Genomic DNA, 26,459 nt, shown 5'->3' with positions numbered 1-26,459 from the left:
GGTCAGGCGTGGAATTTGTCGGGTAAACCGACAAATTAAAACTTATCTGAAGGTGGTGATATACAGAGAACACTTCTCTCAAAACTGCTGGCTGCCTATGTTCAGTTTATTAACTGTAAAATTAAGATATGAATGGAATCATTTTCTTTGGCCATGGTGCCCGTGATAAACGCTGGAGAGAGCCTTTTGATTTACTGTGCTCCATGTGGCGAGCTCAACAGAAAGATACCTTAGTTGAGCTAGCATTTTTAGAGCTCATGGAACCTAGTCTTGATAGTGCTGTTGACTCTCTAATCAAGCAAGGGGCCAAGGATATTAAGATCGTTCCAGTCTTTTTTGGACAAGGCGGCCATCTCAGAAATGATTTTCCAGTTCTTTTAGATGCCTGTAGAAAACGCTTTCCAGAAATTCATTTAAGCGCAACGCCGGCTGTTGGTGAAGACCTCAGAGTCCTGCAATCGATTATCGACTTTGCCGATAGCGCGCTGAGCTAAAGCATCTCCAATCATAATCATTGCTGGTGAGTCAGGATTAAACCAGGAGGTGGCTTCTCCATTAGCAAGTTCACTCAAAGTCAAATAGCAATGTCTTTCACGACTAGTGCTCACAGCCTCCAATATATGAACTGGAGTCTCGGGCCTCTTATTTCCACTATCGATCAGACTCTTGGCAATGTTGATAGCGTGTTTGCGTCCCATGTAATAAATCAAAGTATCAGCTAAAGGTGACTGGATGGATGCGGACTCTAGATTTGTATCGTTTGCTTGCGCAAGCGTTACAAAAGCAACACTTCGAGAAACGCCTCTTAGACTTAAAGAGTGCTGAATCGTCGATGCGGCAGCTAGGGCTGAAGTAATACCGGGCACCACAGTAACCTCAATTCCAACTGACTTAAGCGCAGTAATTTCTTCATCAGCCCTACCAAACATCATCGGGTCACCGCCTTTTAAGCGAACTACTACCATATACTTTTTGGCGGCATCTACCAAACGTTTATTAATAAACTCCTGCGCAGAGGATAGTTTTCCACAACGCTTACCAACAGCAATCTGAATGGCTTGGGGACATAGGGATAGCATTTCAGGCTCGACCAACGCATCATGAAAAACAATATCAGCCTGCTCTAATATTTTTGCGCCGCGTACCGTAATCAGATCAGCAGCACCAGGTCCGGCCCCAACTAAAAACACCTTCCCAAGAGCAGTATTCATAATACGAGCTCTACATCATCCGAAAGCTCAGCAATACTTCGCTTGGCTCTCCAGGAATTTTGGTTTGTTACAGTAAACAGATCGAACTGCTTTAATCCGATTGCGATATCTTGATCATCCCTCAATACAAAACTATCAAAGCCAACTCGCGATAAGTAAATCAGCTGATCAATCAAAATATCACCAATAGCACGCAGCTCTCCATCCCAACCAAACCTCTGCCTCAATAAAGCTGCGGTACTGTAGCCACGACCATCTCTAAAAATAGGAAAGTCGATAGCGATGATTGACCATATTTTTTTACCAGCATGTATAAGGTCTGAATACTGAAGAATATCGTCATCGGCTGAAAACCAAACGCCGATTTGGCCACGTAAGGCTTTCTCTGTGATTGACTTTGAGCTCCCAATTTTCATCCAGAGAGAAAATGGCAGCACTATTTTTGCATCGGCATGCTCATCAGCAATTGTCCAATTTGGATCTATTTTCTCAAACCTGATTATTTTCCAGTCATTTTGATTGGCATGAGCTGGAGATCCCAATTGATAGGTAATTAATTGATCAGCAATCTGACTATTGACTAAAGAGTGATTCATATCAGCTCCTCACTAGCCGCATTACTTTCCACGACTATTTCAATGTTTTGATAAATACCATTCTTAAATGGGGTGATACCTAATCTGCGATACACATCAATGAATAGCTCACCATCCTCACGATTGGCAATAAAAATATCGATTATTTTTTTAACAACATGATGAACTTGATCAGCTCTAAAAGATGGGCCTATTACCTTACCAATTACAGCATCGTGCCCCTGTTGCCCACCTAAGGTAATCTGGTACCACTCTTCGCCATCCTTATCGACACCCAAAATACCAATATTGCCTACGTGATGATGCCCACAAGAATTAATGCATCCTGAAATATTCAGAGTGAGATCACCTAAGTCATGGATGTAATCAAGGTCATCAAATGTTTCCTGAATGGCTTTAGCAATTGGTAATGATTTAGCATTTGCCAGGGAGCAAAAATCGCCACCTGGGCAGGCAATAATGTCTGTTATTAATCCAATATTTGGCAATACTAAAGAATGTAATTTTGCCGCCCGCCATAGGTCTAAAAGCTTGGATTGCTCAACATCTGCTAATACGATGTTTTGTTCGTGCGTTACGCGAAGTTCACCAAAACTAAATTGGTCTGCTAGATCGGCCATAGCATTCATTTGGGCATCTGTCGCATCACCAGGTGCTGCAGTACCGTGTGGCTTTAGAGAAAGAATGACACATCTATAACCAGGAATGTGATGATCCTTGGTATTGCGTTCTAACCAACGCTTAAATGCAATCAATTCTTGGGCTTTGAGCTCTGATTCAAATTGCTTAAATATATCTTGTGAATTATCCCCATCTAAATTCTGATAAGGGGGTTTTGTAAAGTGTTTGGCGACACGATCCCATTCGGCCTGGGCAAAGTTTTCATCGCCCTCTCTGATATGCGACCATTCTTCATCAACTTGGCTTGCAAATTCTTTAGGGCCTAATGCTTTTACTAAAATCTTAATGCGTGCTTTATAAATATTATCTCGCCGACCAAAGCGGTTATAAACCCTTAATAAAGCAGTAAGGTAGCTAGGTAAAAGCAGCCAAGGTAAATTCTCTTTAATCAGCACTCCTAATATTGGAGTTCGCCCCATCCCCCCGCCTGCATAGATATTGGCAATTAATTCATCAGCATTATTTTTTCTCAATTCAATACCGACGTCATGGCAAAGTAAAACGGTTCGGTCTTCTTTTGCACCATTAATTGCAAACTTAAATTTTCTTGGCAGATATGCAAATTCAGGATGTAATGTTGACCATTGACGCAGTAACTCACATACGGGTCGGGTATCTACCACCTCATCTGCTGAAACTCCTGCAAATGGATCACTCGTAATATTGCGAATGCAATTGCCAGAGGTTTGTATGGCATGCATTTCTACCTTAGACAGCTCTTCCAGTATTTCAGGCACATCATGTAACTCCACCCAATTTAATTGGATATTTTGACGAGTAGTGAAGTGTCCGTAGCCTCGATCATATTTGGTGGAAATATTTGCTAGAGTCCGAAGTTGATTGGAGGCAAGCATTCCATAGGGAATAGCAATGCGAAGCATATAGGCGTGACGCTGAAGATAGAGTCCATTTTGGAGTCTTAATGGCTTGAACTCCCCTTCTAATATGCTTCCGTCTAGACGGCGAGCTACCTGCTCCCTGAATTGCTGAACCCGCTGGTTAATTAGAGTTTGGTCTATCTCGTCATATCGATACATGGATGCTATTGTTATGGTTAAACAATAGGACTAAAAGGAATATAAAAATCTAGGAGTATTACTTTTAGTAATATAGATCTGGATTTCGTCCAATTATCACGACTGCCACTGCAACTGCTTGTATCTCTGAAGATTTTGGCCTGCCCAGCACGATTCGAACGTGCGACCTACGCCTTAGAAGAATTCGTGGCTGCTGGAATATCTTGTTATTTCAATGACTTAGACGCATAAATCGGGACTGTGTAATAAACTGTGCAATGCAGTTTGGGACTTTACTGAACTGCTGTCAATTTAGGTCCACTACCAAAGAGAGTATTTCTATAGTAAATCATTGCAGCAACATGGGTTGATTCTGGATTAATTGGGGTACTTGGGTTTGGGGTGCTGGAGGTCTGTAACCTAAAGCGCTATGGGGCCTGACATGGTTGTAATGTTTAACCCACTCCCCCACGATGATCTGGGCCTCTTTTAGGCTATAAAAGATCTCCCCATCTAAAAGGTTGTCCCTAAAAGTGCCGTTAAAGCTTTCACAAAAGCCATTCTCCCAGGGGCTACACGGTTCAATGTAAGCAGTTTTCACTCCAATGCCAGATAACCAACTGCGCAGGTCTTTAGCAATAAATTCTGGGCCATTATCACTTCGGATGTACTCTGGGATACCGTTGTCAATCATGGCATTCGCCAGTTGTTCAATCACTTGGATCGATCCAATCCTTCTAGCGCAGTGGATCGTTAGGCACTTTCGGGTGTATTCATCAATCATGGTGAGCATGCGGATCTTGCCACCATACGCGTCTCTGATAAAGACAAAGTCGTAGCTCCAGACGTGATTAGGGTGGTTGGCTCTTAGCCTCATACAGCTGCCATCGTTAAACCAGAGTCTGCCTCTAGGAGGTTGCTTTTGTGGGATCTTTAGACCTTCTTGCCGCCAGATGCGAGCGACCTTGGCGGTAGTCGCTTGTCCCCAGCCGCTATTACGCATCATCCCAGCAATCAATCGATAACCGTAACGGCCATAGGTGCTGGCCATGCGGATGACTTCGGCTCTCAGCGGCTCTTCGTCATCTCTAGGCAATGGCATATAGCGATACGCTGCTCTAGATAGCCCCACTAAACTGCAGGCAGTCCGCTCAGAGATAGAATGCTGGTCCATGAGCAGCTGCGCTGCATTTTTACGCCTAGTAGGGCTTAGAAGTTTCCCTTAATGACTTCCTTAAGCATGACTTCTCGTAGCGATAAGTCCGCTACGAGCTTCTTGAGTCGGGTATTTTCCAGTTCTAGATCTTTGTACTTACGAGCTTGATCGACCTTCATGCCGCCATAAATCTTGCGCCAACGATAGTAGCTTTGCTCTACCGTTCCCACTTCTTTACAGGCCTGGGCTAGGGTTTTGCCGTTCGTTGTCAGGACATCGATTTGACGCAATAAGGTGACGATTTGCTCGGGTTTAAGACGTTGGCCTTTTGCCATATTTAGCACTCCTTTAAGGTGAGAGATTATCAAAAATCCTCTCTTTTGGAGTGGTACTAAAAATCAGGTCAGTTCAAGNAAAAATAAAAAGCCACCTCTAAGGTGGCTTTTTGGTAACGATTTTGGTAACAAGGGTGTTGTATCTCTACAAACCCTTGTAACGCCTAGTAAATTGGCGGAGACGAGAGGATTCGAACCTCCGATCAGAGTTTTAGCCCCGATGCTCCCTTAGCAGGGGAGTGCCTTCGACCAGCTCGGCCACGTCTCCGTATTTCTAACTCTTTACAACGACCCACAGTTTAACGGATAACCGCTTCTGAGGGGTTTTACCGCGCTTTTACTGTCTTACTTCTGGTCTAGCTCAAATGCCTTATGAAGGGCTCTTACGGCTAGCTCCATGTATTTCTCATCAATCACTACAGAAATCTTGATTTCACTGGTAGAGATCATCAGGATGTTGATGCCCTCTTCCGATAATGTACGGAACATTTTGCTGGCAACCCCAACGTGTGAACGCATGCCTACGCCAACCACTGAAACTTTAGAGACTTTGGGGTCGCCAGAGATTTCTTTCGCTTCAATATGGGCTTGTACGGTGTTCTTGAGAAGATCTAATGCCTTCTGATAATCAGCACGAGGCACTGTGAAAGTAAAGTCTGTCTTACCATCTACTGACTGATTCTGAATAATCATATCGACGTCAATATTGGCGTCAGCGATTGGCCCCAATATTTGATATGCAATACCTGGGCGATCTGGTACTGCCAAGACGGTAATCTTCGCTTCATCACGCGCAAAGGCGATGCCGGAAATAACTGCGGCTTCCATAGTGCTGTCCTCTTCAAATGTAATCAAGGTGCCCGACTTCATCTCGATGTCTAAAGGCATCAAAGGATCTGTCAAGGAAGACAGAACCCGGGTTTTAACTTTGTACTTACCAGCAAACTCAACTGAACGAATCTGCAATACCTTGGAGCCTAAGCTAGCCATCTCTAGCATTTCTTCAAAGGTAATCTTATCTAAGCGCCGTGCATCTTCACAAACGCGGGGATCAGTTGTATAAACCCCATCGACATCGGTGTAAATTAAGCACTCATCTGCTTTCAGTGCAGCAGCCATCGCTACTGCAGATGTATCAGAACCACCGCGACCTAAGGTCGTGATGTTGCCATCGGGATCAACGCCCTGAAAACCAGTGACTACCACTGCTTTACCAGCGTTCAAATCATTTAGAATTTTCTTGTCATCAATACTCTTGATGCGCGCCTTAGTAAACGCAGAATCAGTATGAACAGTCACCTGCCAGCCAGCGTAACTGACTGCATCAACACCTTCGCGCATCAATGCTAAGGCCAGCAAGCCAGAGCTGACCTGCTCACCTGTAGAGGCAATCTGATCTAACTCGCGGGGATTTGCATCGGCGTTAATCTCTTTTGCCAAGCCCAGCAGGCGATTGGTTTCACCTGACATTGCTGAGGGCACTACGACCACTTGATGGCCAGCACGCATCCATTTGGCAACGCGTTTAGCAACATTCCCAATGCGCTCTGTAGAGCCCATGGAGGTGCCACCATATTTATGAACGATAAGAGCCATAAAAACCGTCTATTTCACTATCTGTAGCAGGAAATGAATTCCCTGAGGGTCAAAAAAGGCTTATTTTACAGGGTTTTGAACCGATTAAGCCTGCTTTTGCCACTCGGGTCGTACCCTAGGCCCCGTATGAACTAGATGGGGGTAGCTCAAGCCAATCCCCGCTACAGCAATCAACTCGCCGTTCATATACAAGAGAGGGGCATTGCGTTGCCACGGAGGAATATCACCCTCTTGAAAGAGATTTTTAAGGCTCTTGCGCGGCGTATTAGGTTTGATCTGAATCTTTTCTGAGCCGGACCTGTCTTTTTGAGTGATGAGGCCAGTTTTCTGAGCCTCTTTGACTAATTGACTTGGAAGCCCAGGGGTTTTGCTTGAGCTGGAGATTGCTTTAAAAACCCATGCGCCGTCAATCGTATTTTCAATTTGTAAGATACCCCGCCAAAGCCGAATACGCTTTTCATCATGGGCCCACTCCAATTGAGCGCCTGCCTTGACTGTATTGAGATCACTCCACCAAGCGGAAAGTCGTTCTTGTGATGGCATGGTTAATGAATTTTCTTTTAACCAAAATCTCAGAACATTATTAGCTGCAGGTAAATCTTTTTTTGCAAGCTCAAGCAATTGCTTTAGTAAAACTCCGTCTTTAAGAATGATAGTTTTACCATCTTGCCTAGCTAATCGATCAAGCAAGGTTTGTGCTTCACCCAGCAACCCTGCGCTACGAGCCAGATTGGCGATAGCTTCGGGCTGAATCTTTTCTAAGGCTGGGATGATTGTTTTTCGGATTGCATTGCGACGGTATTTAACGTTTTGGTTACTCGGATCCTCAATCCACTTCAATTTGTACTCTTTGGCATACGCCTCGAGCTCTTTTCTGCTTTGATTGAGTAGTGGTCGCCACAGTGTGATCTCACCTTCTTTGGTAATGAGGACTCGGCTATGGGGCATCCCTGATGCACCAGCTACACCAGCACCACGCAGGAGTTGTAGAAGCACTGTTTCTGCTTGATCATTTTGATGATGAGCCAAGAGTAAGTCCTGAATGCCATATTCAGTGCAGAGATCTGTCAGGGCCTCATAGCGCCCCGCCCTTGCTCGGGATTCGATATTGCCCTGCTCTTCCCCAATTAAATGAAGAAGCCTGAAATCAAAATGCACTTGATATTTTTTGGCAAGCTTCTCGCAGAAGATCAACCAATCATCAGCCTGCTTTTGTAAGCCGTGATGAATATGAAAGGCAAAAATTTGGGAGTGCTGATTTTTGGTTTGCGCTTTGCAAACAGTGTCGAGTAGCACAACCGAATCGAGGCCGCCACTCAAGGCAACCGCAATTCGCCTTCCTGGCTTAGGACTTTGCTGTGATTTCCTTGAACTTGCCATAACTCATTAGACGTTCATGTCGACGCTCGAGAAGCGCATCTACCTTCATGCCATCAAAAGTCTTCATGGACTCGCTCAGGGCCTTACGCATATTAGCCATCATAGTGTCGTAGTCTCGATGTGCGCCACCAACCGGTTCAGCCACAATCTTGTCAATTAAGCCTAAAGTTTTTAGTCTTTGGGCAGTTAAGCCCAGTTGCTCAGCAGCCTCAGGTGCCTTATCAGCAGTCTTCCACAAAATGGAGGCACATCCTTCAGGAGAGATTACAGAATAAGTGGAGTTTTGCAACATCAACACTACATCACCCATAGCAATCGCCAAGGCTCCACCTGATCCACCTTCACCAATAATCGTAGCAATAATGGGCACTTCCAACTCTGCCTGAACATAGAGATTGCGACCAATCGCTTCAGATTGATTACGCTCTTCTGCATCAATCCCAGGAAATGCGCCAGGTGTATCAACGAAAGTAAATACCGGAATACCAAATTTTTCTGCAAGGCGCATGAGGCGCATCGCTTTACGATAACCTTCAGGACGACTCATACCGAAATTGCGAAGAGCACGCTCTTTGGTATCGCGACCCTTTTGATGTCCGATGACGATACAAGGTTGGTTATCGAAACGCGCTAAGCCTCCGATGATAGATTGATCGTCAGCAAATGTGCGATCACCATGCAGTTCATGAAAGCCTGTAAACAATGCACCGATGTAATCCAAAGTGTATGGGCGCTGTGGATGACGCGCTACTTGTGAAACTTGCCAGGGTGTGAGGTTAGCGTAGACATCTTTTGTGAGCTGTTGACTTTTTTCAGCAAGTGTTTTGATCTCATCAGAAATATCGACCGATGATTCATCTTGCACAAAACGCAGCTCTTCGATCTTTGTTTCTAATTCGGCGATTTGCTGCTACAAAATCTAGGAAAGTCGTTTTCATAGTCTGATTTTAATATTCAACCGGAATGGGGTCGATACTTCTCCACATATACCAGGTGGCAACCGTACGCCACGGGGCCCAGTTTGCGGCCACCTCCCTGGCTTCATGGCGGCTTACAGGTTCCCCACTGAAGTAATTGAGGGAAATAGCCTTAATCAGGCCAACATCGTCTAATGGCAGGATGTCGGGACGCACCATATTGAAAATCAGGAACATTTCTGCTGTCCAGCGCCCAATTCCCCGAATTGAGCTTAATTCCTTGATGACGCTCTCATCGTCCATATCTTTCCATTGATTGGCATGCAATCGTCCAGAATCAAAGTGATCAGCCAAATCTTTGATGTATTCCACTTTACGACCCGATAAGCCAGCGGCTCGTAATTCTTCAACAGATAGCAGCAAGATATTTTTAGGATTAACTTTTTTCTTACTGGCAATCACTACTCGATCCCAAACTGCCTGAGCAGCAGCTACCGAAATTTGCTGCCCTACGATCGCTCTAGCTAATGTCGTAAATGCATCGCCACGGGTCACTAAAAAAACAGAGCCATATTTTGGAATGAGTTTTTTGAGGATACGATCCTGCTTCATGAGCTCACGACAAGCTTGCTCCCAATACTCTGGGGCAATTTCTTGCAAAATCGATTTTTCTTTAACTGTAGTCACTAAGTTCTTCGCCATTCTGTCAAGCCGCCTGGCTTATCTTCTAAAACTACACCTTGATCTAAAAGTGTCTTACGAATCAAATCAGATTTAGCAAAATCTTTTGCAAGCTTTGCGGCTAGTCGCTGAGTAATTTGTTCTTCAATTTGAGCTGCGCTTAAGCCACTATCTTGCTTTGATCCTGCTTGCAAGAATTCGGTTGGGTCACGTTGCAAGAAATTAAGAGAGTTAGCGAGTGACTTCATAGTGCTAGCTAGGGTCTGTTGCTCGTCACCCTGGGCACGATTGACCTCACTTGCTAGATCAAACAGCACGGCAATGGCCTCGGGGGTATTGAAGTCATCATTCATCGCATCTGCAAAACGCTTAGCCCACGGGTTCTGAGGATCAAGGGTAACGGTCTTAGCTTCAGCTTGGGCCAGGGCTGTATAGAGCCTTACTAAGCCAGCACGTGCCTCTTCCAGTTGCGCATCGCTGTAATTAATCGGGCTTCGATAATGCGCCTTGAGCATGAAGAAACGCAGTACTTCAGGATCAAAGCTTTTAAGAACATCGCGTATTAAGAAGAAGTTACCTAGAGATTTAGACATCTTCTCTTCATTGACACGAATATGGCCGTTATGCATCCAATAATTTACGAATGGAGCATCGTCCTCTTTGCGATTTTTGCCATACAAAGCGCCTTCACTTTGGGCAATCTCATTTTCATGATGGGGGAACTGTAAATCAGCGCCGCCGCCATGAATATCAAAATGCTCACCTAATAAGTCGCAAGACATTGCGGAGCACTCGATATGCCAACCTGGTCGGCCCTCACCCCATGGTGATGCCCAGCGGGTATCTGCAGGCTCTTGTGGCTTAGCGCTTTTCCAGAGAACAAAATCCAAGGGGTCACGTTTGCCGCCAACAATCGCCACACGCTCACCCGCATTGAGTTCATCCAAGGACTTACCAGAAAGCTGACCATATCTTGGGAGCAAGCGCACTGCGAAATTAACATCACCATTGTCCGATTGATACGCCAATTCATTTTCAATGAGCTTACCAATCATGCCCTGCATCTGAGCAATGAAATCGGTTGCTCTTGGCTCTTGGTCGGGATGCATTAAACCTAACTCATCAGAGTCGGCATGCATGGCATCAATAAAGCGATTGGTAAGAGTAGAAATAGGTTCGCCATTTTCAATAGCGCGCTGAATAATCTTGTCGTCAATATCGGTGATATTACGGACATAAAGCACCTCATAACCGCTGGCACGCAGCCAACGAACAACCATGTCAAAGACAATCATGACCCTTGCATGGCCAATGTGGCAGAAGTCATACACTGTCATGCCGCAGACATACATCTTCACCTGGCCCGGTACGATGGGCTTAAATGCCTGCTTTGAGCGGCTTAGGGTGTTATAGATTTGCAGCATAGGGCTATAAAGGTGGGGCAAGTAGCGCCAATTTGTTAGACTGAGCGCTGAGTATATCGAATGAGCCAGTTTTATACCCCCTCCCCTATGCCCGCTACCATCCCAGCACCACCCCGTAATATTTTCAAGATTCTTGCTGCAATGTTTGCCACAGGCTTGATTTTAGGCTGCAGTACCCCCGCCCAACAGCGTGCAGATGCGGAAATTCGGGCAGCAAATACTCAAGAAATGAAATCTTCTACTGCTCCTCAGGGCTATTTGGGGGGATACAGTCCCAATGACCCTCCGCGGCTATCTAGCGATACTGCTTATGACCCATTAAATTCAGGGCTCTCTGAGACTGTGGCGCTGCCTCTCCTATCCTTCTTAATTATTGAGCCAGATCCTATTACCAAAAATGCAGTCCCCTCTGATGTTGAAAAACTAGTCAAAGCTCGTAAATTTGAAGATGCGATTGATTTGATTAACTCTCAACTCAAGAAGACCCCGCGTAATGTACAACTGCGTTTTGTGAAGGCCCGAGTACAAATGGAGATGCGTCAATTTAATCAAGCTAAAAAAACCTTAATTGAAATTACCCAGCAATTTCCAGAGCTACCTGAACCCTATAACAATCTAGCCGCAATCGCTGCTAACCAGGGAAACTGGATTGAAGCCAGAGATTATTTAGAGCTCGCTTTGAAGCTTCGCCCAAGTTACGCGATTGCCTCTGCTAATTTAGGCGAAATCTATATTCGTCTTGGTGCGCAGGCATATGAGAATGCAGCAAAAAATACGCAACTCAATCAAGGCCTATACACAAGAAGGTCTAAAGCCCTAACAGATATATTGAAGCCCCCTCCAAAGCGTCAGCTTAATCAGATCGAAAATCGCTCCCTCAATGCAGCTGATGCACAGCGAATTGATACTCCACCCACCAACCTTCCAGAAAGCAGATCTAAATAATGGCTAAAGTACTATTAAAAACGAATCACGGTGACATCACACTAAGCCTTGATTCTGAAAAGGCGCCTAAGAGCGTTGCTAATTTTGTGCAATACGTCAAGAGCGGCCACTATGATGGCACGATCTTTCATCGCGTCATTAATAACTTTATGATTCAAGGCGGTGGTATGACTGCCGGTATGAAACAAAAAACTACCGGTGCTGAGATTGAAAACGAAGCGAATAACGGTCTTAAGAATGACCGCTACACCGTAGCGATGGCCCGCACTAGCGATCCACACTCTGCTACAGCGCAATTTTTCATCAACACAAATAACAATGATTTTTTAAATCACACCGCGCCCAATAATCAGGGTTGGGGTTATGCGGTTTTTGGCAAAGTTACCGATGGCATGAACATTGTGGACACTATTGGTAAAGTAAAAACTGGCAGTTCTGGCTTTCATCAAGATGTGCCATCTGAAGACGTCCTGATTGATAAGGCAAGCGTTCTCGAGGAATGATTCCGCAATACTCGAGCGCACTGCTCATCTCAGATATCCATCTGACGCCGTCAATGCCCTTGACGGCGCAACGCTTTTTTGACTTCTGTGAAAAAGATGCTCCTAAGGCAGAAGCTGTTTTTATTCTAGGTGATCTGTTCGAGTATTGGGTAGGTGATGACACTTCTTCGAGTTCACCATTCCAGCAGGAAGTATTGAGCGCACTGGCAAATCTGTCAGCGAAAACTAAAACCTATTATGTTCACGGTAACCGGGATTTCTTAATAGGCCATAGTTTTTTGAAAAAAACAGGTATGACTCTATTGGCCGATCCATCCCTCATTGAAATCGCTGGCGAAAAATATCTTGTCTGCCATGGTGACTCTTTGTGTACCGCAGATATTGGCTATCAGATCTTTCGCGGTATCGTCAGGAAGCCTTGGATCCAGAAATTGTTCTTAAGCATGCCGCTCAACTGGCGCCGCTCAATTGCTAACCGCCTTCGTAGCAATCGTCACACCCAATATCAACATAGCGCAAGTAAATCAACTGCGCGCAATGGTATGCGAACCAATGTGACCCTAGAGGCATGTGCTGCAATCATGAAGAAATGGTCTATGGATAAGTTAATACATGGCCATACCCATTTACCTGCCCATCACCATGAGCAATTAGGTCAGCAAACGTGGCAACGCTGGGTATTATCAGACTGGGATCTAGATCACCCAGTGAGAACTGTCCCAAGAGCAAGCGCACTATCTATTAATAATCAAGGTGTGCACTCTATCGATCTGAGCAAAACTTAATCAGATCAGTTTATTAAATTCTTAGGTATTAGAGTATTTGGATAAACACTGCACCATCTGTGCAAAGATTCTGGGGTTCGCAGCCATCACTTCGCCACTCTTGAGAAAACCCTCCTCGCCACGATAATTGCCAACTAAGCCACCTGACTCAGTAATCAATAAGGCGCCTGCTGCCATATCCCAGGGCTTTAGATCACTCTCAAAGAAGCCATCGTAACGACCTGCAGCAACATAAGCTAAATCTAAGGATGCAGCACCAGGGCGGCGTAAGCCAGCACACTGTCGCGTCATCTCTGCAAAGATTTTTAAATATTTTTCCAAATCTTGATCTTCGCGATATGGAAAACCAGTACCCAGTAAAGAGCTTACTAGGCGATCTTGGGTGGCAACACGTAAGCGGCGGCGATCTAAATATGCACCAGCCCCGCGAGTTGCCGTAAATAACTCATCACGCGTTGGGTCATAAACTACCGCTTGTTGAGTTACACCATTAACTGCCAATGCAATCGACACTGCATATTGCGGAAAGCCATGAATAAAGTTGGTTGTGCCATCTAGTGGATCAATGATCCACACGTTCTCTGCGTCGATATTATGTTCGCCCGTTTCTTCAGCCAAAAATCCATGGGTTGGATAGGCCTCACTGAGTGTTTCAATGATTGCCGCTTCTGCGGCTTTGTCCACCTCGGTTACGAAATCATTGTGTTGTTTGCGATCAACCTGCAAGCGCTCTAAATTCAGAGAGGCTCGGTTAATCACAGTTCCAGCACGACGGGCAGCCTTTACGGCCACATTTAACATGGGATGCATAAGTATTGATGGACAAATTAAATAAGAACGAACCTGTAATATTGCCTAAACTGCATGACAATACCAAGCGAATACCTTGATTCTAAACGATTAAACCCATGAATACCGAGAAATCCCAATTACTACGCTGGGTTCTAGTTGAAACCAGCCATCCCGGCAATGTTGGGTCAGCGGCGCGAGCCCTAAAAACGATGGGCTTTGGTGATCTGCGTCTGATTAAGCCAAAAATTCAGAATGTGGCTAGAGAGTCAGAAGCCATTGCTTTGGCCAGTGGCGCAGTTGATGTACTAGAGTCATCCCAAGAGTCAGACTCCCTATCCTTGGCTGTTCAGGGCTGCTCTTTAGTACTTGGCCTAACTAGCAGAGATCGAGAATTTGGTCCACCAGCTATAGACTGGGTATCGGCTCGCGCCCTTGCACAGGAAGCTGTGGCTAAGCATGAAAAGGTTGCCTTAGTCTTTGGGCCAGAGCGAACAGGCTTAGACAATGATCACCTGTCTTTATGCACCCATAGAGTTTGGTTAGACGCCAATCCAGCATATCCTTCCCTTAATCTAGCCCAAGCCCTCATGGTCTGCGCCTACACCCTCAGAGAGGGCCTGAGTGAGACTGGTAAGCCAGAAATGATGGTAAATCGTGAGGAATTAGCACAACTAGCCGATCCAGCTGCCATAGCAGCCATGCTCGAGCATTGGCGTGAAGGCCTGCAAGCTATAGGCTACCTAGATCCCAATCATCCCAAAAAGCTCATGCCTCGCTTACAGGCCTTATTTGCACGCAGTCGACTGCACAAAGAAGAAATCGATCTGTTGCGTGGGATAGCCAAACAGATGCTCCTGAGAAAATAAGCGCATCCCGTTAAAATCAAACCATGTCTAGTTCACTATTCGACCAAGTCGACTCCATTATTGCCAGAGACCCCGCCGCAAGAAATCGCCTTGAGGTCATTACTTGCTACCAGGGCCTGCATGCCGTTTGGCTGCATCGCATCTCTCACTTTTTATGGAATCTGGGCCTCAAGTGGATTGCGCGTGTCTTATCGATGATCTCTCGGTTCATTACCGGCATTGAAATTCATCCGGGTGCCAAGATTGGTCGTCGTGTATTTTTAGATCACGGTCTTGGCATTGTCATTGGCGAGACTACTGAAATCGGTGATGACTGCACAATTTATCAAGGCGTGACCTTAGGTGGAACTTCGCTTTATAAAGGCGTTAAACGCCATCCCACTTTGGGCAAAGGTGTAGTTGTGAGCGCTGGCGCAAAAGTACTTGGTGGATTTACTGTTGGCGACGGTGCACGGGTTGGATCAAACGCAGTAGTCTTAAAAGAAATCCCAGCGGGTGCTACTGCTGTCGGAATACCTGCACGCATCCTGCACCCAGATTTGCCACAGAGCGCTGACAGCAAAACAAAAGAATATTTTTCTGCTTATGGCGTAACGCCAAATGTCGATGACCCAGTATCAATGGCGCTCAAGGGCTTAATTGATGCAACGATTGAACAAGAAGCCAAGATTACTGCGCTAGAAAAAGCAATAGCTAAGCTGAGCAACACCCCAACGGATGCCTCGGGTTCAAGCGATACCAAGCGGGACCTAGATGCCATTAAAGAATGGCTTAAAGAGTAAATGCAGTAATACTATTTAATGAAGTGTGCGTGGGTTGGGTCTCATTGAACCTAAAGTAGTTCCTGAGAACGCTTCCTCATCCGCATCATCTCCATCGTCATTGGGCATTCCAAAAGTAAAACTCTCGCCCCCTTTTGGATGTCGATTTTGGATCTCGTCTTCTGTAGCAGCGCGGATGTCTTCAACCTGAACCCAAAAACGCAATGCCATCCCTGCTAAGGGATGATTACCATCAAGCACTACTTGACTGTCTGCAACATCAGTTACCGTATAAATGAGTGGCTCATCATCAGCATCCAGATCCTCTGCTGCATCGGATTCTTCGTCAGCATCTGGTATACCTTCAAATTGCATGCCCACTTCAAGGGGCTCAGGAAAACGCGTACGTGGCTCAATCTTCAGAAGCTCTGGATCATACTCACCAAAAGCCTCGCTTGGCTCAAGCTGAATAGTTGTTTCATAACCAATATCTTGGCCATCTAAAAGAGTTTCTATTTTTGGGAAAGTCCCCTCATAACCGCCGTGCAGGTATACCATCGGAGAATCTGGTTCTTCAATGACATTATTTTGAGCATCAGTTAACTTATAGCGAAGGGATACGATGGTATTTTTTTCAATCTTCATGCGAAATCTGTCGAACATTCGTTTTTTATGAGTTTTTGCTAAGCTTTCACTTTATGACTTCATTTTACTTGAGCAAACCCTATCAGCCCCCCAAGGCCCCTCAAAATCTGCCTCTAAATGAGCCTTGGGCATTATTTGGGGGGATTAGCCCCAATTTATTCATGGAAAGCTATTGGCACAAAAAACCGCTATTGATCCGTGGAGCCATTCCTGCATTTACGCTAGCCGAACAAAATCAGGAAAGCTTGGGCAGCCCTATCACTGCAAGTGAACTGATTGCACTTGCCAGCCAAGATGGGGTTGAATCCAGACTCATTAAATCAAATCCATGGAGCTTTAACGCTGGTCCATTTTCAAAAAAATCTATCCCAGCATTGAGTAAACCCAATTGGACGCTACTACTTCAAGGGATGGAAGCCCATCACCCTGCTGCTGCAAAAATCCTCTCCTGGTTTCGTTTCATCCCAGATGCCCGTCTTGATGATTTAATGATTAGCATTGCAGGTGTTGGTGGTGGCGTTGGACCTCACTTTGACTCTTACGATGTTTTTTTAATTCAGATGTCTGGCAGAAGACGCTGGCAAATATCCCAGCAAAAAGATTTAAGTCTGAGCCCCAATCTGCCGCTCAAAATTTTGCAGCACTTTAAACCCGAGCATGACTGGGTCTTAGAGCCAGGCGATATGCTTTACTTGCCGCCACATATTGCCCACGATGGAGTTGCTCTGGATGCAGGTTGTCAAACTTGGTCTGTAGGCTTTAGGTCTCCTAGCTTTAAAGAATTACTACAAGAAGGTTTATGGCGCTTAGCTGAATCTCTAGAAGAAATGCCTGAGCTTGAACAGAAATTTGCCGATCCAAGGCAAAAAGCCAGCCTGAATGCCGAGCAACTTCCAGAAGAGCTCATCAAGCAAATCACAGTCAAGCTTCGCGAGTTGCAATTAGATCAAGTACATCGGTTTTTACCTGGCATCACAGCCTACCTATCCGAACCTAAACCACAGGCTTTTTTTGAGGGCCCAGCAAAGCCTCTAAGCCCTAGTCGATTTTCCAAACAACTTGGTTTAAAGAAGCTTCTACCAAGCCCCCAAACACGCATTCTGAGTCTTGGCAAAGAAGTCTTTTGCAATGGCGAAAATATGAGCCAAGGTCAGCCCGAGGATATCGCACAAGCTTGGCGAATCCTCTCAGCCAAAAAAGTACTGGTGGGCACGAAACCGCAACTTAGTAATCAGAGTACCCTTTATGAAGCCTACCTTGCAGGCTGGCTGGTTTTTGAGAGTGCAAAGTCAGTATAGATATAATCTATACTGGAAATCACCTAGGGGCAATCCCTAGGAATTTTCATCACAATTACAGATCATTGTTGTTTAATTTTTTAGAGGGAATCACAAATGAAGAAGTCACTCGTATTCGTTGCAATGTTAGCTATCGCCTTAGCCGCTTGCGGTAAAAAAGAAGAAGCAAAACCTGCTGAAGCTCCTGCTGCTGCTCCAGCTGCTCCTGCTGCTGAAGCTCCTGCTGCTGCTCCCGCTGCTCCTGCTGCTGACGCTAAGAAGTAATCTTCTTCTGGATGAAAAAAAGCCGCTCTAAAGCGGTCTTTTTTTTATTACTTGAACTGTTCTATTTTGCTAGCTGATCATTGAGCAAAGTTAACAATTGAACGCCAGACGGAGTATTTTCTGGCTTACCATCGGCATCTTGGACATAGACGTTCGCTGAATTCTCACCAGTACTCTTAACGACCACTTGATACTTCTTGGCTTTCAACAATGCATCATCCTTGCTGCTGAAGAGATTTGAGAAGAAGCCCTTGGCATCGCCCACTTCCTTGGTGTTTACGTAACGCACATAGTAAACGCCAGCAGAGCGATTGCGATCTTCAACTGTAAAGTTAGAACGATCTAGAGCCAAACCTACATCACGCCATGAGCGATCAAAACCAGCGCTCAAGAGGATATAAGTCTGATTATTGGCTTCTTGGACTAATTTTGCTTTTGGAGTCTTGGGGCCTAAAGGCGCAGCCACCATTGCCTTAGCCTGCTCTTGAGTCATGCCCAGACGCTCCATTAAGCGCGCTAAGAATACAGCCTCTAATTCAGGATCGTTAGGACGGCTAGTCCATATGGTGGAGATACACTGACTCGTTGCATCCGTCACACACTTTTCGAGGGCGCCTTTTTGCGTAATGTAAATCTCAGTTTCATCAGGCTTGGGAGCCTCTAAACGGGTTTTATATTTGTCGCGCTCACCAGTGTCATAGATAGAGTCTAAAGCGCCACCAATGGTTGAGCGAATCCAATCCTGAGCAATCTTGCCACGATTTTCTGCCCAATCGGTTTCCATGATCCCAGTAGATGGTGAATCAACCACTAACAAGAAACCGTTTTCTTGCCAAAAATCCTTAACCTGCGGGTAAAGCTCTGTGGCGGGTTTTTCAACCACCAACCAACGACGCTCACCATCTCGTGCAATTCGCATTCCTGGTATGCCGGTCATCACGCTATTGCGCATCTGAACTGATTTTTTCATCGCTGCGTTATATTCCGACATCGTTGCAGTGCCGTCTTGAACAATATAACGACGATCTGCTTGAGCGGTAATCAAATCCGGCGGATAAGATAAATTAGGGCCGCGCACCGCTCCAGTAGCTTTGTAATCAACAGTATCGTTACTAGTAACTGATTTACAAGCTGTCAAGGCACCTGCGGCTATGATCACAAGACCAAGAATCGCCATGTAATGGCGAAGTAGTTGCATCAAATTCTTCATATCAAGTCAGCCTGTTTTAATGCCGCCTTCAAGGATTCACGTAAAGAAGCGCTTAAAGGAGTTAACGGCAAGCGAATGCCCGCAGTGATCTTACCCATTTCATGAAGGGCCCATTTCACTGGGATTGGATTTGCTTCCGTAAACATCGCCTTGTGTACTGCTAGCAATTTATATTGAATCTCGCGGGTTTTTTTCACATCATCTGACATCGCTGCAACGCATAACTCATGCATCAAGCGCGGCGCCACATTGGCTGTTACTGAAATGTTACCCTTGCCACCCATGAGCATCAGCATTGCAGCAGTTAAATCATCACCCGAAAATACTGAAAAGTCAGCATGGCCTGAACGCTTTAAGTCCGCAATCAACAAAGTGCCCCGTTCCAAGCTTCCAGTTGCATCCTTGATGCCAATGATCCCCGGAACACCCGCTAGACGTACAACAGTATCCCCAGCCAAATCAGCGACTGTACGACCGGGAACGTTATATAAAATTACCGGTAGATCAACAGACTCAGCAATCTTTTTGAAGTGGGCATACATACCCTCTTGTGTTGGCTTGTTGTAATAAGGAACAACCTGCAAGCTAGCATCAGCGCCTACTTTTTTAGCGAACTGGGTTAATTCAATAGCCTCAATCGTAGAATTGCCGCCGGTACCTGCAATCACCGGAATACGACCAGCAATTTGCTCTACCGCAACACGAATTAATTCGCAGTGCTCCTCTACAGAGACCGTTGGAGATTCACCGCTAGTACCAACAATGACGATGCCATCAGAACCTTCAGCCACATGCCAATCTAGTAAAGATCGCAAGCCAGGGTAATCCAAGCTACCATCTTCATGCATCGGAGTAACGATGGCAGGCATGCTGCCAGCAATGGTCTTTTTGTTGCTTTTAGATTGAACTGTATTTGTCACCGAATATGCACCGATATGGACTGTCTTAAGCTTGAAATTGTAACGGAATGCGGTCTTTTAACATCCCTTTTACAGCGCAAAGGCGCTGAACCATGGCTGGTTTGGGCTCGTCCACATAAATATCCTCATAGGCAAGGACTTTGAGGCCATGGCGAGCGGCAAAAGCCAATAATTCCCCAGGATTTAAAAGGAAATTAGGGTTTGATGGTTTGCCGAACTTTTCATTGCCTAGGGCAAAAGTTTCATAAATCAGAACCCCGCCCTCTTCCAATAGTTCAGGCAAACGATCCAGATGAGGGCGATATAGGTAATTGGTCACCACAATACCGCCAAACTTTGACCCAGATAAAGGCCAAGCACCTTCCTCAAGATTGAGACATTTTGGAGTAATGGCGGAAGACAGTACATTCTGGATCGCTGAGATATCTTGATCTACAGCCAAGACGCAATGACCCAGATGAGCCAATAACTGAGAATGGCGACCTGACCCACATGCAAGATCGAGTGCTATAGCGCCCTTGGGAATCAGTGGTGCAAAACGCACCACCCAAGAAGATGGTTTCACAATTGAATCGTGCGAACCAAGCAAGCCAACAGCCTTAATCGTAGTCAAGGCCCATCGCTTCGCGGACCTCACGCATCGTTTCTTGAGCAACTTTGCGAGCTTTATCACCACCATCGGCAATGATGGATCGCAAAAGACTTGGATCATCCAAATACTTCTGCGCACGCTCAAACATCGGTTGCTGCTCTGCAAGAATGGCATCGATTACTGGCTGCTTACATTCAAGACAGCCAATGCCTGCTGATTTACAACCCTTTTCAACCCATTGCTTGGTTTCTTCATTGGAGTACACAACATGCAATTGCCATACTGGGCAGCGCGCAGGGTCACCCACATCTGTTCTGCGGACGCGAGCGGGGTCGGTAGGCATCGTGCGGATTTTTTTAATAACTTCTTCAGGTGCCTCGCGAATGCTGATCGTATTGCCATAAGACTTAGACATCTTTTGACCATCAATTCCTGGCATGCGCGATGCTGAAGTTAATAATGCCTGCGGCTCAGGAAGAATAATTTTTCGTGAGCCTTCTAAGAAACCAAATAATCTCTCACGATCTGCCATTGATAAGCTTTGTGCTTCTTGTAGTAATGCTTTAGCTTGCTCTAAAGCCTCATCATCGCCACGCTCCTGAAACGCAACACGTAACTCCGCATACATTTTGGCGCGTTTACTACCTAACTTTTTTACAGCCTCTAAAGCTTTTTCTTCAAAACCAGGTTCACGACCATATAAATAATTAAAACGGCGTGCTACTTCACGTGTCATTTCTACATGGGGTACTTGATCTTCACCGACTGGTACATGTTGAGCGCGATAAATCAGAATATCGGCAGCTTGTAGCAAGGGATAGCCTAAAAAGCCGTAGGTTTGTAAATCCTTTTCTTTTAACTTTTCAATCTGGTCTTTATAGGTCGGCACCCGCTCAAGCCAACCCAATGGGGTTCCCATGGCAAGTAGCAAAAAAAGTTCTGCATGCTCTGGGACCCTACTTTGAATAAATAAAGTTGCCTGATTTGGATCTACGCCTGCAGCCAACCAATCAATCACCATATCCCAAACAGATTGCTCAATCACATCGGGGGTTTCATAGTGAGTAGTTAGAGCATGCCAATCTGCAACAAAGAAAAAGCAGGGATACTCAGATTGCAATCGCACCCAATTCTTGAGTACGCCATGGTAGTGGCCAAGATGCAAATTACCCGTAGGTCGCATACCGGAGAGAACACGTTCAGCAAACATCTTTATTCTTTATCTTTATTGTTAATGAATCAATGAAATGCAGACCATACCGGTGTAAGGTGGTCTGGTAAATGGGGCAAATTACCGAGGTCAATATGACTCTCATCAGGATCATGAAAGTCTGATCCTCGAGATGCCAAGAAACCATACTGCTGAGCAATCTTCCCAAAGGTTTGGTATTGATCTGGGCTATGACTTCCGGTGATGACCTCAATTGCCAAACCGCCAATATCTTTAAAGTGCTTGAAGAGTTCATCCATCTGCATTGCATTGAGTCTGCTGTAGCGCCCCGGATGGGCAATCACCGCAACTCCGCCAGCCGCTTTGATCCAAGCAACCGCATCGTCTAATGTTGCCCACACATGCGGAACATAGCCTGGCTTATCTTCAACCAGGTAATTTTTAAATACCTGTTCAGTATCTCGGCAAATGCCCTGCTCCACCAAGAAACGTGCAAAGTGTGTTCTCGAAATCAACTGATCATTACCTGCAAAATGGAGCGCACCTTCATAAGCACCAGGAATGCCTACTTTTAATAATTGATCTGCCATGAGTTGAGCGCGATTTCCGCGACCTTCGCGCGTGCGACGTAGTCCTTCTAGAATTCCAATATGGTTAGCATCAATACCAAGGCCCACAATGTGAATGGTTTGCCCCATCCAAGTGACTGAAATTTCTACGCCTGCTAGATAATCCATTTTCAAAGCGCTAGCTGCATCTCTGGCGCGCTGCTGACCACCCAACTCATCATGGTCAGTGAGCGCCCATAAATTAACGCCATTAGATTTAGCCCGCTCTGCGAGTCGTTCAGGCGTCAGCGTACCGTCAGAGACCACTGAATGGCAATGCAAATCGGCGTTTATAAGAGAAAGGCTGCTCATGACCCTATTTTAGGTCAAGCTGGTATCAATTACCCGGCGCGGCGCATCCAGGTAGTCACGGGACTGCATCTCAATGAGGCGAGACACCGTTCTGGAGAATTCTGCTGTAATTTGGCCCTCGGTATACAGATCTGGGGCTGGAACCTCAGCAGAGATGATTAACTTGATTTTATGGTCATATAAGACATCAATGAGCCAAATAAAACGACGTGCTTCATTGGTCATCCTAGGGGGCATATAAGGTACCCCAGAAACAATTACAGTATGAAACTGCTTGGCAATCTCAAGATAGTCATTTTGGGAGCGTGGGCCACAACATAGAGTTTGAAAATCAAACCAAACTACTCCATTAGCCATATGTAAGGGCCTGAGCTCACGAGACTCAATATTCAAGACAGGCATCGCAACTTCTTTGCGATTGCCTATCAGTGTTTGAAACATTTGACCTAACTTGACTTGAGTTTCTGCATTCGCAGGCGTTAAATAGGCTTCTACTTGTGCCATCTGCAGACGACGATAGTCATTGCCTGCATCAAGATTGAGAACGTCCAATCTTTCTTCGAGTAATTTGATCGCTGGCATCAATCGATCGCGATGTAAGCCGTCGGGATAGAGCTGATCTGGACGATAGTTTGATGTCATCACAAATTGCACACGGTCTTCAAATAGAGCGCTTAAGAGACGATATAAAATCATCGCATCAGCAATGTCATTAATATGGAACTCGTCAAAGCAGATCAAGCGAAAGCGCTGCGATATTCTCTTGGCAAGCTCATCCAAGGGGTCTGCCATACCGGATAGCTCATGCAATTCGCGATGAACCTCGCGCATGAACTCATGAAAATGTATGCGAATCTTTTTTTCTACTGGGGAGGCTGCATAAAAGCAGTCCATCACAAAGGATTTGCCTCGCCCTACTCCACCCCATATATACAAACCACGGGGTAGAACTGGCTTAAATAGTGCCTTCTTGAGATTGTTACTACGAATCTCTTTGTAAGCAATCCATTCATCTTCGCACTGCTGTAAACGCTCTACAGTACGAAGCTGCGCGGGATCGGTATGATACCCGCGCGCTTTTAACTCTTGTTGGTAGTACTCAATGGTTTTCAATTACATATTTAATGCGCGTTGGTCAGTCGCCAATGCTGCTTCACGCATGACTTCTGACAGACTTGGATGCGGATGACAGATGCGTGCAATATCCTCAGCTGCCGCTTTAAATTCCATTGCCACAGCAGCTTCAGCAATTAAATCTGAAGCATTTGCACCGATGATATGAACGCCCAGAATTTCATCTGTCTTAGCATCAGCCAAGATTTTGACGAACCCATCGGCGCGACCCATACCCAATGCACGGCCATTGGCCCCAAATGGGAATTGGCCAGCCTTATAGGCAATGCCAGCTTCTTTTAAGGCTTGCTCAGTCTTACCAACCCAAGCAATTTCAGGATCGGTGTAGATCACCCAAGGAATGCAGTTGTAATCGATATGTGGCTTTTGGCCAGCAATCACTTCTGCTACCAACACGCCCTCATCCTCTGCTTTGTGGGCCAGCATCGGTCCGCGCACGACATCCCCAACGGCATACACACCAGGTGCAGCAGTAGCGCAAGTGTGATCATCAACAGGAATGAAACCACGCTCATCCACTTTCAGACCAATCTTATCTAATCCTAGCTTATCCGTATTTGGAACGCGGCCAACGGAAACGATCAAGCGATCGCACTCTAACTTAGTAGCCTTACCAGCGCTGTCGGTGTAGTTAACGACCACACCCTTCTTATCAGCCTTCACGTCGCCAATCTTCACACCCATATTGATGTTCAGGCCCTGCTTCACAAATAGCTTTTGGGCTTCTTTAGCAATACCCACGTCACATGCGGCTAAGAAAGATGGCAATGCTTCGAGCACAGTCACTTCTGATCCTAAGCGGCGCCATACGGAGCCGAGCTCCAGACCAATCACACCAGCGCCAATGACACCCAGCCTCTTGGGTACTGAATCAAATTTGAGAGCACCTTCGTTATCGCAGATCAAAACATTATCAACCGTCAAACCAGGCAAGTGACGGGCTTTAGAACCAGTCGCAATGATGACGTTCTTGGCGGTAACAGTTGATTGATCTTTTCCATCAATCTTGATTTGATAGCCATCGGCACCTTTAGCTTCGAAGGAGGCATGACCTTTTAATAAAGTAATTTTATTCTTGCGAAAGAGATACGCAATGCCGCCAGTCATTTTGGTAACAATGTCATCTTTACGAGCAATCATCTTCTTAGAGTCAATACTGACAGATCCAACCTTAATTCCATGATCAGCTGCATGATGCCCAATCTTCTCGAACTCCTCAGAAGAGGCTAGCAATGCCTTCGATGGAATACAGCCCACGTTTAGGCACGTACCTCCTAAACGCGGCTCGCCTTTAGGATCATCATAAGAACTCGATTCTGCACAGGCAACCTTAAAACCGAGTTGCGCTGCACGAATTGCGGCGATGTAGCCACCAGGGCCAGCACCAATTACCACTACATCAAAAGCTTGGCTCATGATCTTCCCCTCTTACAAATCAAGAAGAAGACGTGCTGGATCTTCCAAAGCATCCTTCATGGCAACCAAACCAAGGACAGCCTCACGGCCATCGATGATGCGGTGGTCATACGACAAAGCAAGGTAGTTCATTGGGCGCACTACCACTTGACCGTTTTCAACGACAGCACGATCCTTGGTAGCGTGGATACCTAAGATGGCAGATTGTGGCGGGTTGATGATCGGCGTAGAGAGCATGGAGCCAAATACACCACCATTAGAGATGGAGAATGTACCGCCAGTCAACTCTTCAATCGACAATTTACCTTCACGCGCTTTAACTCCAAACTCGGCAATCTTCTTCTCAATGTCAGCTAAATTCATTTGGTCAACATCTCGCAGGATCGGCACTACCAAGCCGCGTGGCGAACTAACAGCGATGCCAATATCAAAGTAACCGTGGTATACGATGTCGTTACCATCAACAGAGGCATTGAGTAATGGGAATTTCTTCAAAGCATGTGTTGCTGCTTTGACAAAGAAAGACATGAAGCCTAACTTCACGCCATGAGTCTTTTCAAATTGATCTTTGTATTTATTACGAAGCGCAATCACTGGGGCCATATTCACTTCATTGAATGTAGTCAATATGGCGTTATTTGCTTGTGACTCTAACAAACGCTCAGCAATACGAGCGCGCAAGCGACTCATTGGAACGCGCTCTTCTGGGCGATCACCCATTGGGATGGATGCAGTTGGGATAGCAGCAGATTTTGTGCCACCAGCGGCGGCATTTAAGGCATCGCCCTTAGTGATACGGCCATCACGACCTGAGCCAGCCACTTGAGCGGCGCTCAGATTATTTTCCGCCAAAATTTTTGCTGCTGAAGGAGCTGCAGCTGCAGCAGAAGCCTTAGCCGCTGGAGCAGCTGGAGCAGCCTTTGCAGGAGCTGCGGTAGGAGCTGCTGCTGGAGCAGACTTAGCAGCCACGGCAGTGCTGTCAATCTTCGCAATCAATTGCTCAGCTACAACGGTGCCACCATCAGCTACTACGATTTCAGTAATGACCCCAGCGGAAGGTGATGGCACTTCGAGCACCACTTTATCAGTTTCAATTTCAATCAAGATTTCGTCTTGACCAACAGCATCACCAACTTTCTTTTTCCATTGCAATAAAGTTGCCTCAGCAACGGATTCAGAGAGTTGTGGAACTTTAACTTCAAAAATAGCCATGATTATTCCTAGTTATATATGTTGAGGTGTGA

Annotated in this window: 26 protein-coding genes, 1 tRNA gene and 1 pseudogene; 8 read left to right on the top strand and 20 right to left on the bottom strand. The window is 45.8% G+C overall.

Going from position 1 to position 26,459, the window contains the following annotated elements:
* Window positions 1-128 precede the first annotated feature (128 nt).
* Window positions 129-494 (top strand): sirohydrochlorin chelatase, encoded by a 366-nt coding sequence (locus CBI31_RS04080; protein WP_088525147.1) that lies wholly within the window; start codon window positions 129-131, stop codon window positions 492-494.
* On the opposite strand, the gene cobA is transcribed toward CBI31_RS04080, so the two are convergent.
* The 10 genes and pseudogenes from cobA to cysS form a co-directional block, all read right to left on the bottom strand.
* Entirely contained in the window at window positions 414-1,211 is a 798-nt protein-coding gene (gene cobA / locus CBI31_RS04075) for a uroporphyrinogen-III C-methyltransferase (RefSeq protein ID WP_088525146.1), read from the bottom strand. The genes CBI31_RS04080 and cobA overlap by 81 nt on opposite strands.
* On the bottom strand, window positions 1,208-1,807 hold the full coding sequence (locus CBI31_RS04070) for a DUF934 domain-containing protein (protein ID WP_240553723.1): 600 nt from the start codon (window positions 1,805-1,807) through the stop codon (window positions 1,208-1,210). The genes cobA and CBI31_RS04070 overlap by 4 nt, the downstream gene beginning before the upstream one ends.
* On the bottom strand, window positions 1,804-3,525 hold the full coding sequence (locus CBI31_RS04065) for a nitrite/sulfite reductase (RefSeq protein ID WP_088525145.1): 1,722 nt from the start codon (window positions 3,523-3,525) through the stop codon (window positions 1,804-1,806). The genes CBI31_RS04070 and CBI31_RS04065 overlap by 4 nt, the downstream gene beginning before the upstream one ends.
* 328 nt (window positions 3,526-3,853) lie before the next feature.
* A protein-coding gene (locus CBI31_RS04060; protein ID WP_088525144.1) for an IS3 family transposase occupies window positions 3,854-4,995 on the bottom strand; the annotation gives its coding sequence in 2 pieces (ribosomal slippage) (window positions 3,854-4,728 and window positions 4,728-4,995; 1,143 coding nt in all).
* Window positions 4,996-5,168: 173 nt separating this feature from the next.
* Window positions 5,169-5,263: transfer RNA gene (locus CBI31_RS04055), tRNA-Ser, on the bottom strand.
* A 77-nt stretch (window positions 5,264-5,340) separates the two neighbouring features.
* Window positions 5,341-6,591, bottom strand: coding sequence for an aspartate kinase (locus CBI31_RS04050; RefSeq protein WP_088525143.1), 1,251 nt, complete (start codon window positions 6,589-6,591; stop codon window positions 5,341-5,343).
* 84 nt (window positions 6,592-6,675) lie between these two features.
* Window positions 6,676-7,971 (bottom strand): tRNA lysidine(34) synthetase TilS, encoded by a 1,296-nt coding sequence (tilS, locus tag CBI31_RS04045; protein WP_088525142.1) that lies wholly within the window; start codon window positions 7,969-7,971, stop codon window positions 6,676-6,678.
* Window positions 7,937-8,909, bottom strand: a pseudogene (locus CBI31_RS04040) (acetyl-CoA carboxylase carboxyltransferase subunit alpha). The gene tilS and the pseudogene CBI31_RS04040 overlap by 35 nt, the downstream one beginning before the upstream one ends.
* Window positions 8,910-8,918: 9 nt before the next feature.
* Entirely contained in the window at window positions 8,919-9,590 is a 672-nt protein-coding gene (locus tag CBI31_RS04035; protein ID WP_088525141.1) for a DNA-3-methyladenine glycosylase family protein, read from the bottom strand.
* Window positions 9,575-10,993: a cysteine--tRNA ligase gene (gene cysS, locus CBI31_RS04030; RefSeq protein ID WP_088525140.1), complete on the bottom strand. Its 1,419-nt coding sequence runs from the start codon at window positions 10,991-10,993 to the stop codon at window positions 9,575-9,577. The genes CBI31_RS04035 and cysS overlap by 16 nt, the downstream gene beginning before the upstream one ends.
* 87 nt (window positions 10,994-11,080) lie before the next feature.
* Between cysS and CBI31_RS04025 the strand changes: the two genes are divergently transcribed.
* Genes CBI31_RS04025 through CBI31_RS04015 form a run of 3 tightly spaced genes read left to right on the top strand, consistent with a single transcriptional unit; the run spans window position 11,081 to window position 13,226 of the window.
* Window positions 11,081-11,938, top strand: coding sequence for a tetratricopeptide repeat protein (locus CBI31_RS04025; RefSeq protein ID WP_206075451.1), 858 nt, complete (start codon window positions 11,081-11,083; stop codon window positions 11,936-11,938).
* A complete protein-coding gene (locus CBI31_RS04020; RefSeq protein WP_088525139.1) occupies window positions 11,938-12,441 on the top strand; it encodes a peptidylprolyl isomerase in 504 nt (167 codons plus the stop codon). The genes CBI31_RS04025 and CBI31_RS04020 overlap by 1 nt, the downstream gene beginning before the upstream one ends.
* Window positions 12,438-13,226, top strand: coding sequence for a UDP-2,3-diacylglucosamine diphosphatase (locus tag CBI31_RS04015; RefSeq protein ID WP_088525138.1), 789 nt, complete (start codon window positions 12,438-12,440; stop codon window positions 13,224-13,226). The genes CBI31_RS04020 and CBI31_RS04015 overlap by 4 nt, the downstream gene beginning before the upstream one ends.
* A gap of 21 nt (window positions 13,227-13,247) precedes the next feature.
* Here the strand turns inward: CBI31_RS04015 and CBI31_RS04010 are convergent, their stop codons facing one another.
* Window positions 13,248-14,036, bottom strand: a complete 789-nt coding sequence (locus CBI31_RS04010) for an inositol monophosphatase family protein (RefSeq protein ID WP_088525137.1) — start codon at window positions 14,034-14,036, stop codon at window positions 13,248-13,250.
* Between the two features lie 98 nt (window positions 14,037-14,134).
* Between CBI31_RS04010 and CBI31_RS04005 the strand changes: the two genes are divergently transcribed.
* Both CBI31_RS04005 and cysE read left to right on the top strand, forming a co-directional pair.
* Window positions 14,135-14,884, top strand: coding sequence for an RNA methyltransferase (locus tag CBI31_RS04005; RefSeq protein WP_088525136.1), 750 nt, complete (start codon window positions 14,135-14,137; stop codon window positions 14,882-14,884).
* 23 nt (window positions 14,885-14,907) lie between these two features.
* The gene (cysE, locus tag CBI31_RS04000; RefSeq protein ID WP_088525135.1) at window positions 14,908-15,666 is read left to right on the top strand and encodes a serine O-acetyltransferase; all 759 of its coding nucleotides are present in this window, start codon (window positions 14,908-14,910) and stop codon (window positions 15,664-15,666) included.
* 15 nt (window positions 15,667-15,681) lie between these two features.
* Here the strand turns inward: cysE and CBI31_RS03995 are convergent, their stop codons facing one another.
* Window positions 15,682-16,290 carry an FKBP-type peptidyl-prolyl cis-trans isomerase gene (locus CBI31_RS03995; RefSeq protein WP_088525851.1) on the bottom strand — a complete coding sequence of 203 codons (609 nt, stop codon included), beginning with the start codon at window positions 16,288-16,290 and terminating at the stop codon, window positions 15,682-15,684.
* Between the two features lie 161 nt (window positions 16,291-16,451).
* On the opposite strand from CBI31_RS03995, the gene CBI31_RS03990 reads away from it, so the two are divergent.
* A complete protein-coding gene (locus tag CBI31_RS03990; protein ID WP_240553721.1) occupies window positions 16,452-17,588 on the top strand; it encodes a cupin domain-containing protein in 1,137 nt (378 codons plus the stop codon).
* A gap of 96 nt (window positions 17,589-17,684) precedes the next feature.
* Window positions 17,685-17,852: a hypothetical protein gene (locus CBI31_RS10415; protein ID WP_169709854.1), complete on the top strand. Its 168-nt coding sequence runs from the start codon at window positions 17,685-17,687 to the stop codon at window positions 17,850-17,852.
* Between the two features lie 61 nt (window positions 17,853-17,913).
* Here CBI31_RS10415 and bamC read toward each other — a convergent pair whose 3' ends face one another.
* The 8 genes from bamC to odhB form a co-directional block, all read right to left on the bottom strand.
* Entirely contained in the window at window positions 17,914-19,062 is a 1,149-nt protein-coding gene (bamC, locus tag CBI31_RS03985) for an outer membrane protein assembly factor BamC (RefSeq protein ID WP_088525133.1), read from the bottom strand.
* Entirely contained in the window at window positions 19,059-19,931 is an 873-nt protein-coding gene (gene dapA / locus CBI31_RS03980) for a 4-hydroxy-tetrahydrodipicolinate synthase (protein WP_088525850.1), read from the bottom strand. The genes bamC and dapA overlap by 4 nt, the downstream gene beginning before the upstream one ends.
* A 76-nt stretch (window positions 19,932-20,007) precedes the next feature.
* Window positions 20,008-20,595 (bottom strand): class I SAM-dependent methyltransferase, encoded by a 588-nt coding sequence (locus tag CBI31_RS03975; protein ID WP_255530897.1) that lies wholly within the window; start codon window positions 20,593-20,595, stop codon window positions 20,008-20,010.
* On the bottom strand, window positions 20,582-21,784 hold the full coding sequence (locus tag CBI31_RS03970; protein ID WP_088525132.1) for a tryptophan--tRNA ligase: 1,203 nt from the start codon (window positions 21,782-21,784) through the stop codon (window positions 20,582-20,584). Before CBI31_RS03970 ends, CBI31_RS03975 begins: the two co-directional genes overlap by 14 nt.
* A gap of 29 nt (window positions 21,785-21,813) precedes the next feature.
* Window positions 21,814-22,665 (bottom strand): 3',5'-nucleoside bisphosphate phosphatase, encoded by an 852-nt coding sequence (locus tag CBI31_RS03965; RefSeq protein WP_088525131.1) that lies wholly within the window; start codon window positions 22,663-22,665, stop codon window positions 21,814-21,816.
* 9 nt (window positions 22,666-22,674) lie between these two features.
* The gene (gene zapE / locus CBI31_RS03960) at window positions 22,675-23,778 is read right to left on the bottom strand and encodes a cell division protein ZapE (protein WP_088525130.1); all 1,104 of its coding nucleotides are present in this window, start codon (window positions 23,776-23,778) and stop codon (window positions 22,675-22,677) included.
* Window positions 23,779-25,215 (bottom strand): dihydrolipoyl dehydrogenase, encoded by a 1,437-nt coding sequence (gene lpdA, locus CBI31_RS03955; RefSeq protein WP_088525129.1) that lies wholly within the window; start codon window positions 25,213-25,215, stop codon window positions 23,779-23,781. It abuts the gene before it with no gap.
* A 12-nt stretch (window positions 25,216-25,227) separates the two neighbouring features.
* A complete protein-coding gene (gene odhB / locus CBI31_RS03950; RefSeq protein ID WP_088525128.1) occupies window positions 25,228-26,427 on the bottom strand; it encodes a 2-oxoglutarate dehydrogenase complex dihydrolipoyllysine-residue succinyltransferase in 1,200 nt (399 codons plus the stop codon).
* Window positions 26,428-26,459 lie beyond the last annotated feature (32 nt).

The organism is Polynucleobacter campilacus, from assembly GCF_002206625.1.
Taxonomy (GTDB): Bacteria; Pseudomonadota; Gammaproteobacteria; order Burkholderiales; family Burkholderiaceae; genus Polynucleobacter; species Polynucleobacter campilacus.
Note: the sequence above shows the minus strand (reverse complement) of the source record. Positions and strands in the feature narration are given on the sequence as shown.

Coding starts and splice junctions, on each gene's coding strand:
- cysE (WP_088525135.1), top strand. CDS start 14,908: ATGTCTAGTTCACTATTCGACCAAGTCGACTCCATTATTGCCAGAGAC.
- CBI31_RS04065 (WP_088525145.1), bottom strand. CDS start 3,525: ATGTATCGATATGACGAGATAGACCAAACTCTAATTAACCAGCGGGTT.
- CBI31_RS03970 (WP_088525132.1), bottom strand. CDS start 21,784: ATGTTTGCTGAACGTGTTCTCTCCGGTATGCGACCTACGGGTAATTTG.
- CBI31_RS03990 (WP_240553721.1), top strand. CDS start 16,452: ATGGAAAGCTATTGGCACAAAAAACCGCTATTGATCCGTGGAGCCATT.
- cobA (WP_088525146.1), bottom strand. CDS start 1,211: ATGAATACTGCTCTTGGGAAGGTGTTTTTAGTTGGGGCCGGACCTGGT.
- lpdA (WP_088525129.1), bottom strand. CDS start 25,215: ATGAGCCAAGCTTTTGATGTAGTGGTAATTGGTGCTGGCCCTGGTGGC.
- CBI31_RS03965 (WP_088525131.1), bottom strand. CDS start 22,665: ATGAGCAGCCTTTCTCTTATAAACGCCGATTTGCATTGCCATTCAGTG.
- CBI31_RS04010 (WP_088525137.1), bottom strand. CDS start 14,036: ATGCATCCCATGTTAAATGTGGCCGTAAAGGCTGCCCGTCGTGCTGGA.
- CBI31_RS10415 (WP_169709854.1), top strand. CDS start 17,685: ATGAAGAAGTCACTCGTATTCGTTGCAATGTTAGCTATCGCCTTAGCC.
- CBI31_RS03995 (WP_088525851.1), bottom strand. CDS start 16,290: ATGAAGATTGAAAAAAATACCATCGTATCCCTTCGCTATAAGTTAACT.
- CBI31_RS04035 (WP_088525141.1), bottom strand. CDS start 9,590: ATGGCGAAGAACTTAGTGACTACAGTTAAAGAAAAATCGATTTTGCAA.
- CBI31_RS04080 (WP_088525147.1), top strand. CDS start 129: ATGAATGGAATCATTTTCTTTGGCCATGGTGCCCGTGATAAACGCTGG.
- CBI31_RS04070 (WP_240553723.1), bottom strand. CDS start 1,807: ATGAATCACTCTTTAGTCAATAGTCAGATTGCTGATCAATTAATTACC.
- dapA (WP_088525850.1), bottom strand. CDS start 19,931: ATGCCTGCCATCGTTACTCCGATGCATGAAGATGGTAGCTTGGATTAC.
- bamC (WP_088525133.1), bottom strand. CDS start 19,062: ATGAAGAATTTGATGCAACTACTTCGCCATTACATGGCGATTCTTGGT.
- CBI31_RS04020 (WP_088525139.1), top strand. CDS start 11,938: ATGGCTAAAGTACTATTAAAAACGAATCACGGTGACATCACACTAAGC.
- CBI31_RS04005 (WP_088525136.1), top strand. CDS start 14,135: ATGAATACCGAGAAATCCCAATTACTACGCTGGGTTCTAGTTGAAACC.
- odhB (WP_088525128.1), bottom strand. CDS start 26,427: ATGGCTATTTTTGAAGTTAAAGTTCCACAACTCTCTGAATCCGTTGCT.
- tilS (WP_088525142.1), bottom strand. CDS start 7,971: ATGGCAAGTTCAAGGAAATCACAGCAAAGTCCTAAGCCAGGAAGGCGA.
- CBI31_RS04025 (WP_206075451.1), top strand. CDS start 11,081: ATGCCCGCTACCATCCCAGCACCACCCCGTAATATTTTCAAGATTCTT.
- CBI31_RS04015 (WP_088525138.1), top strand. CDS start 12,438: ATGATTCCGCAATACTCGAGCGCACTGCTCATCTCAGATATCCATCTG.
- CBI31_RS04050 (WP_088525143.1), bottom strand. CDS start 6,591: ATGGCTCTTATCGTTCATAAATATGGTGGCACCTCCATGGGCTCTACA.
- cysS (WP_088525140.1), bottom strand. CDS start 10,993: ATGCTGCAAATCTATAACACCCTAAGCCGCTCAAAGCAGGCATTTAAG.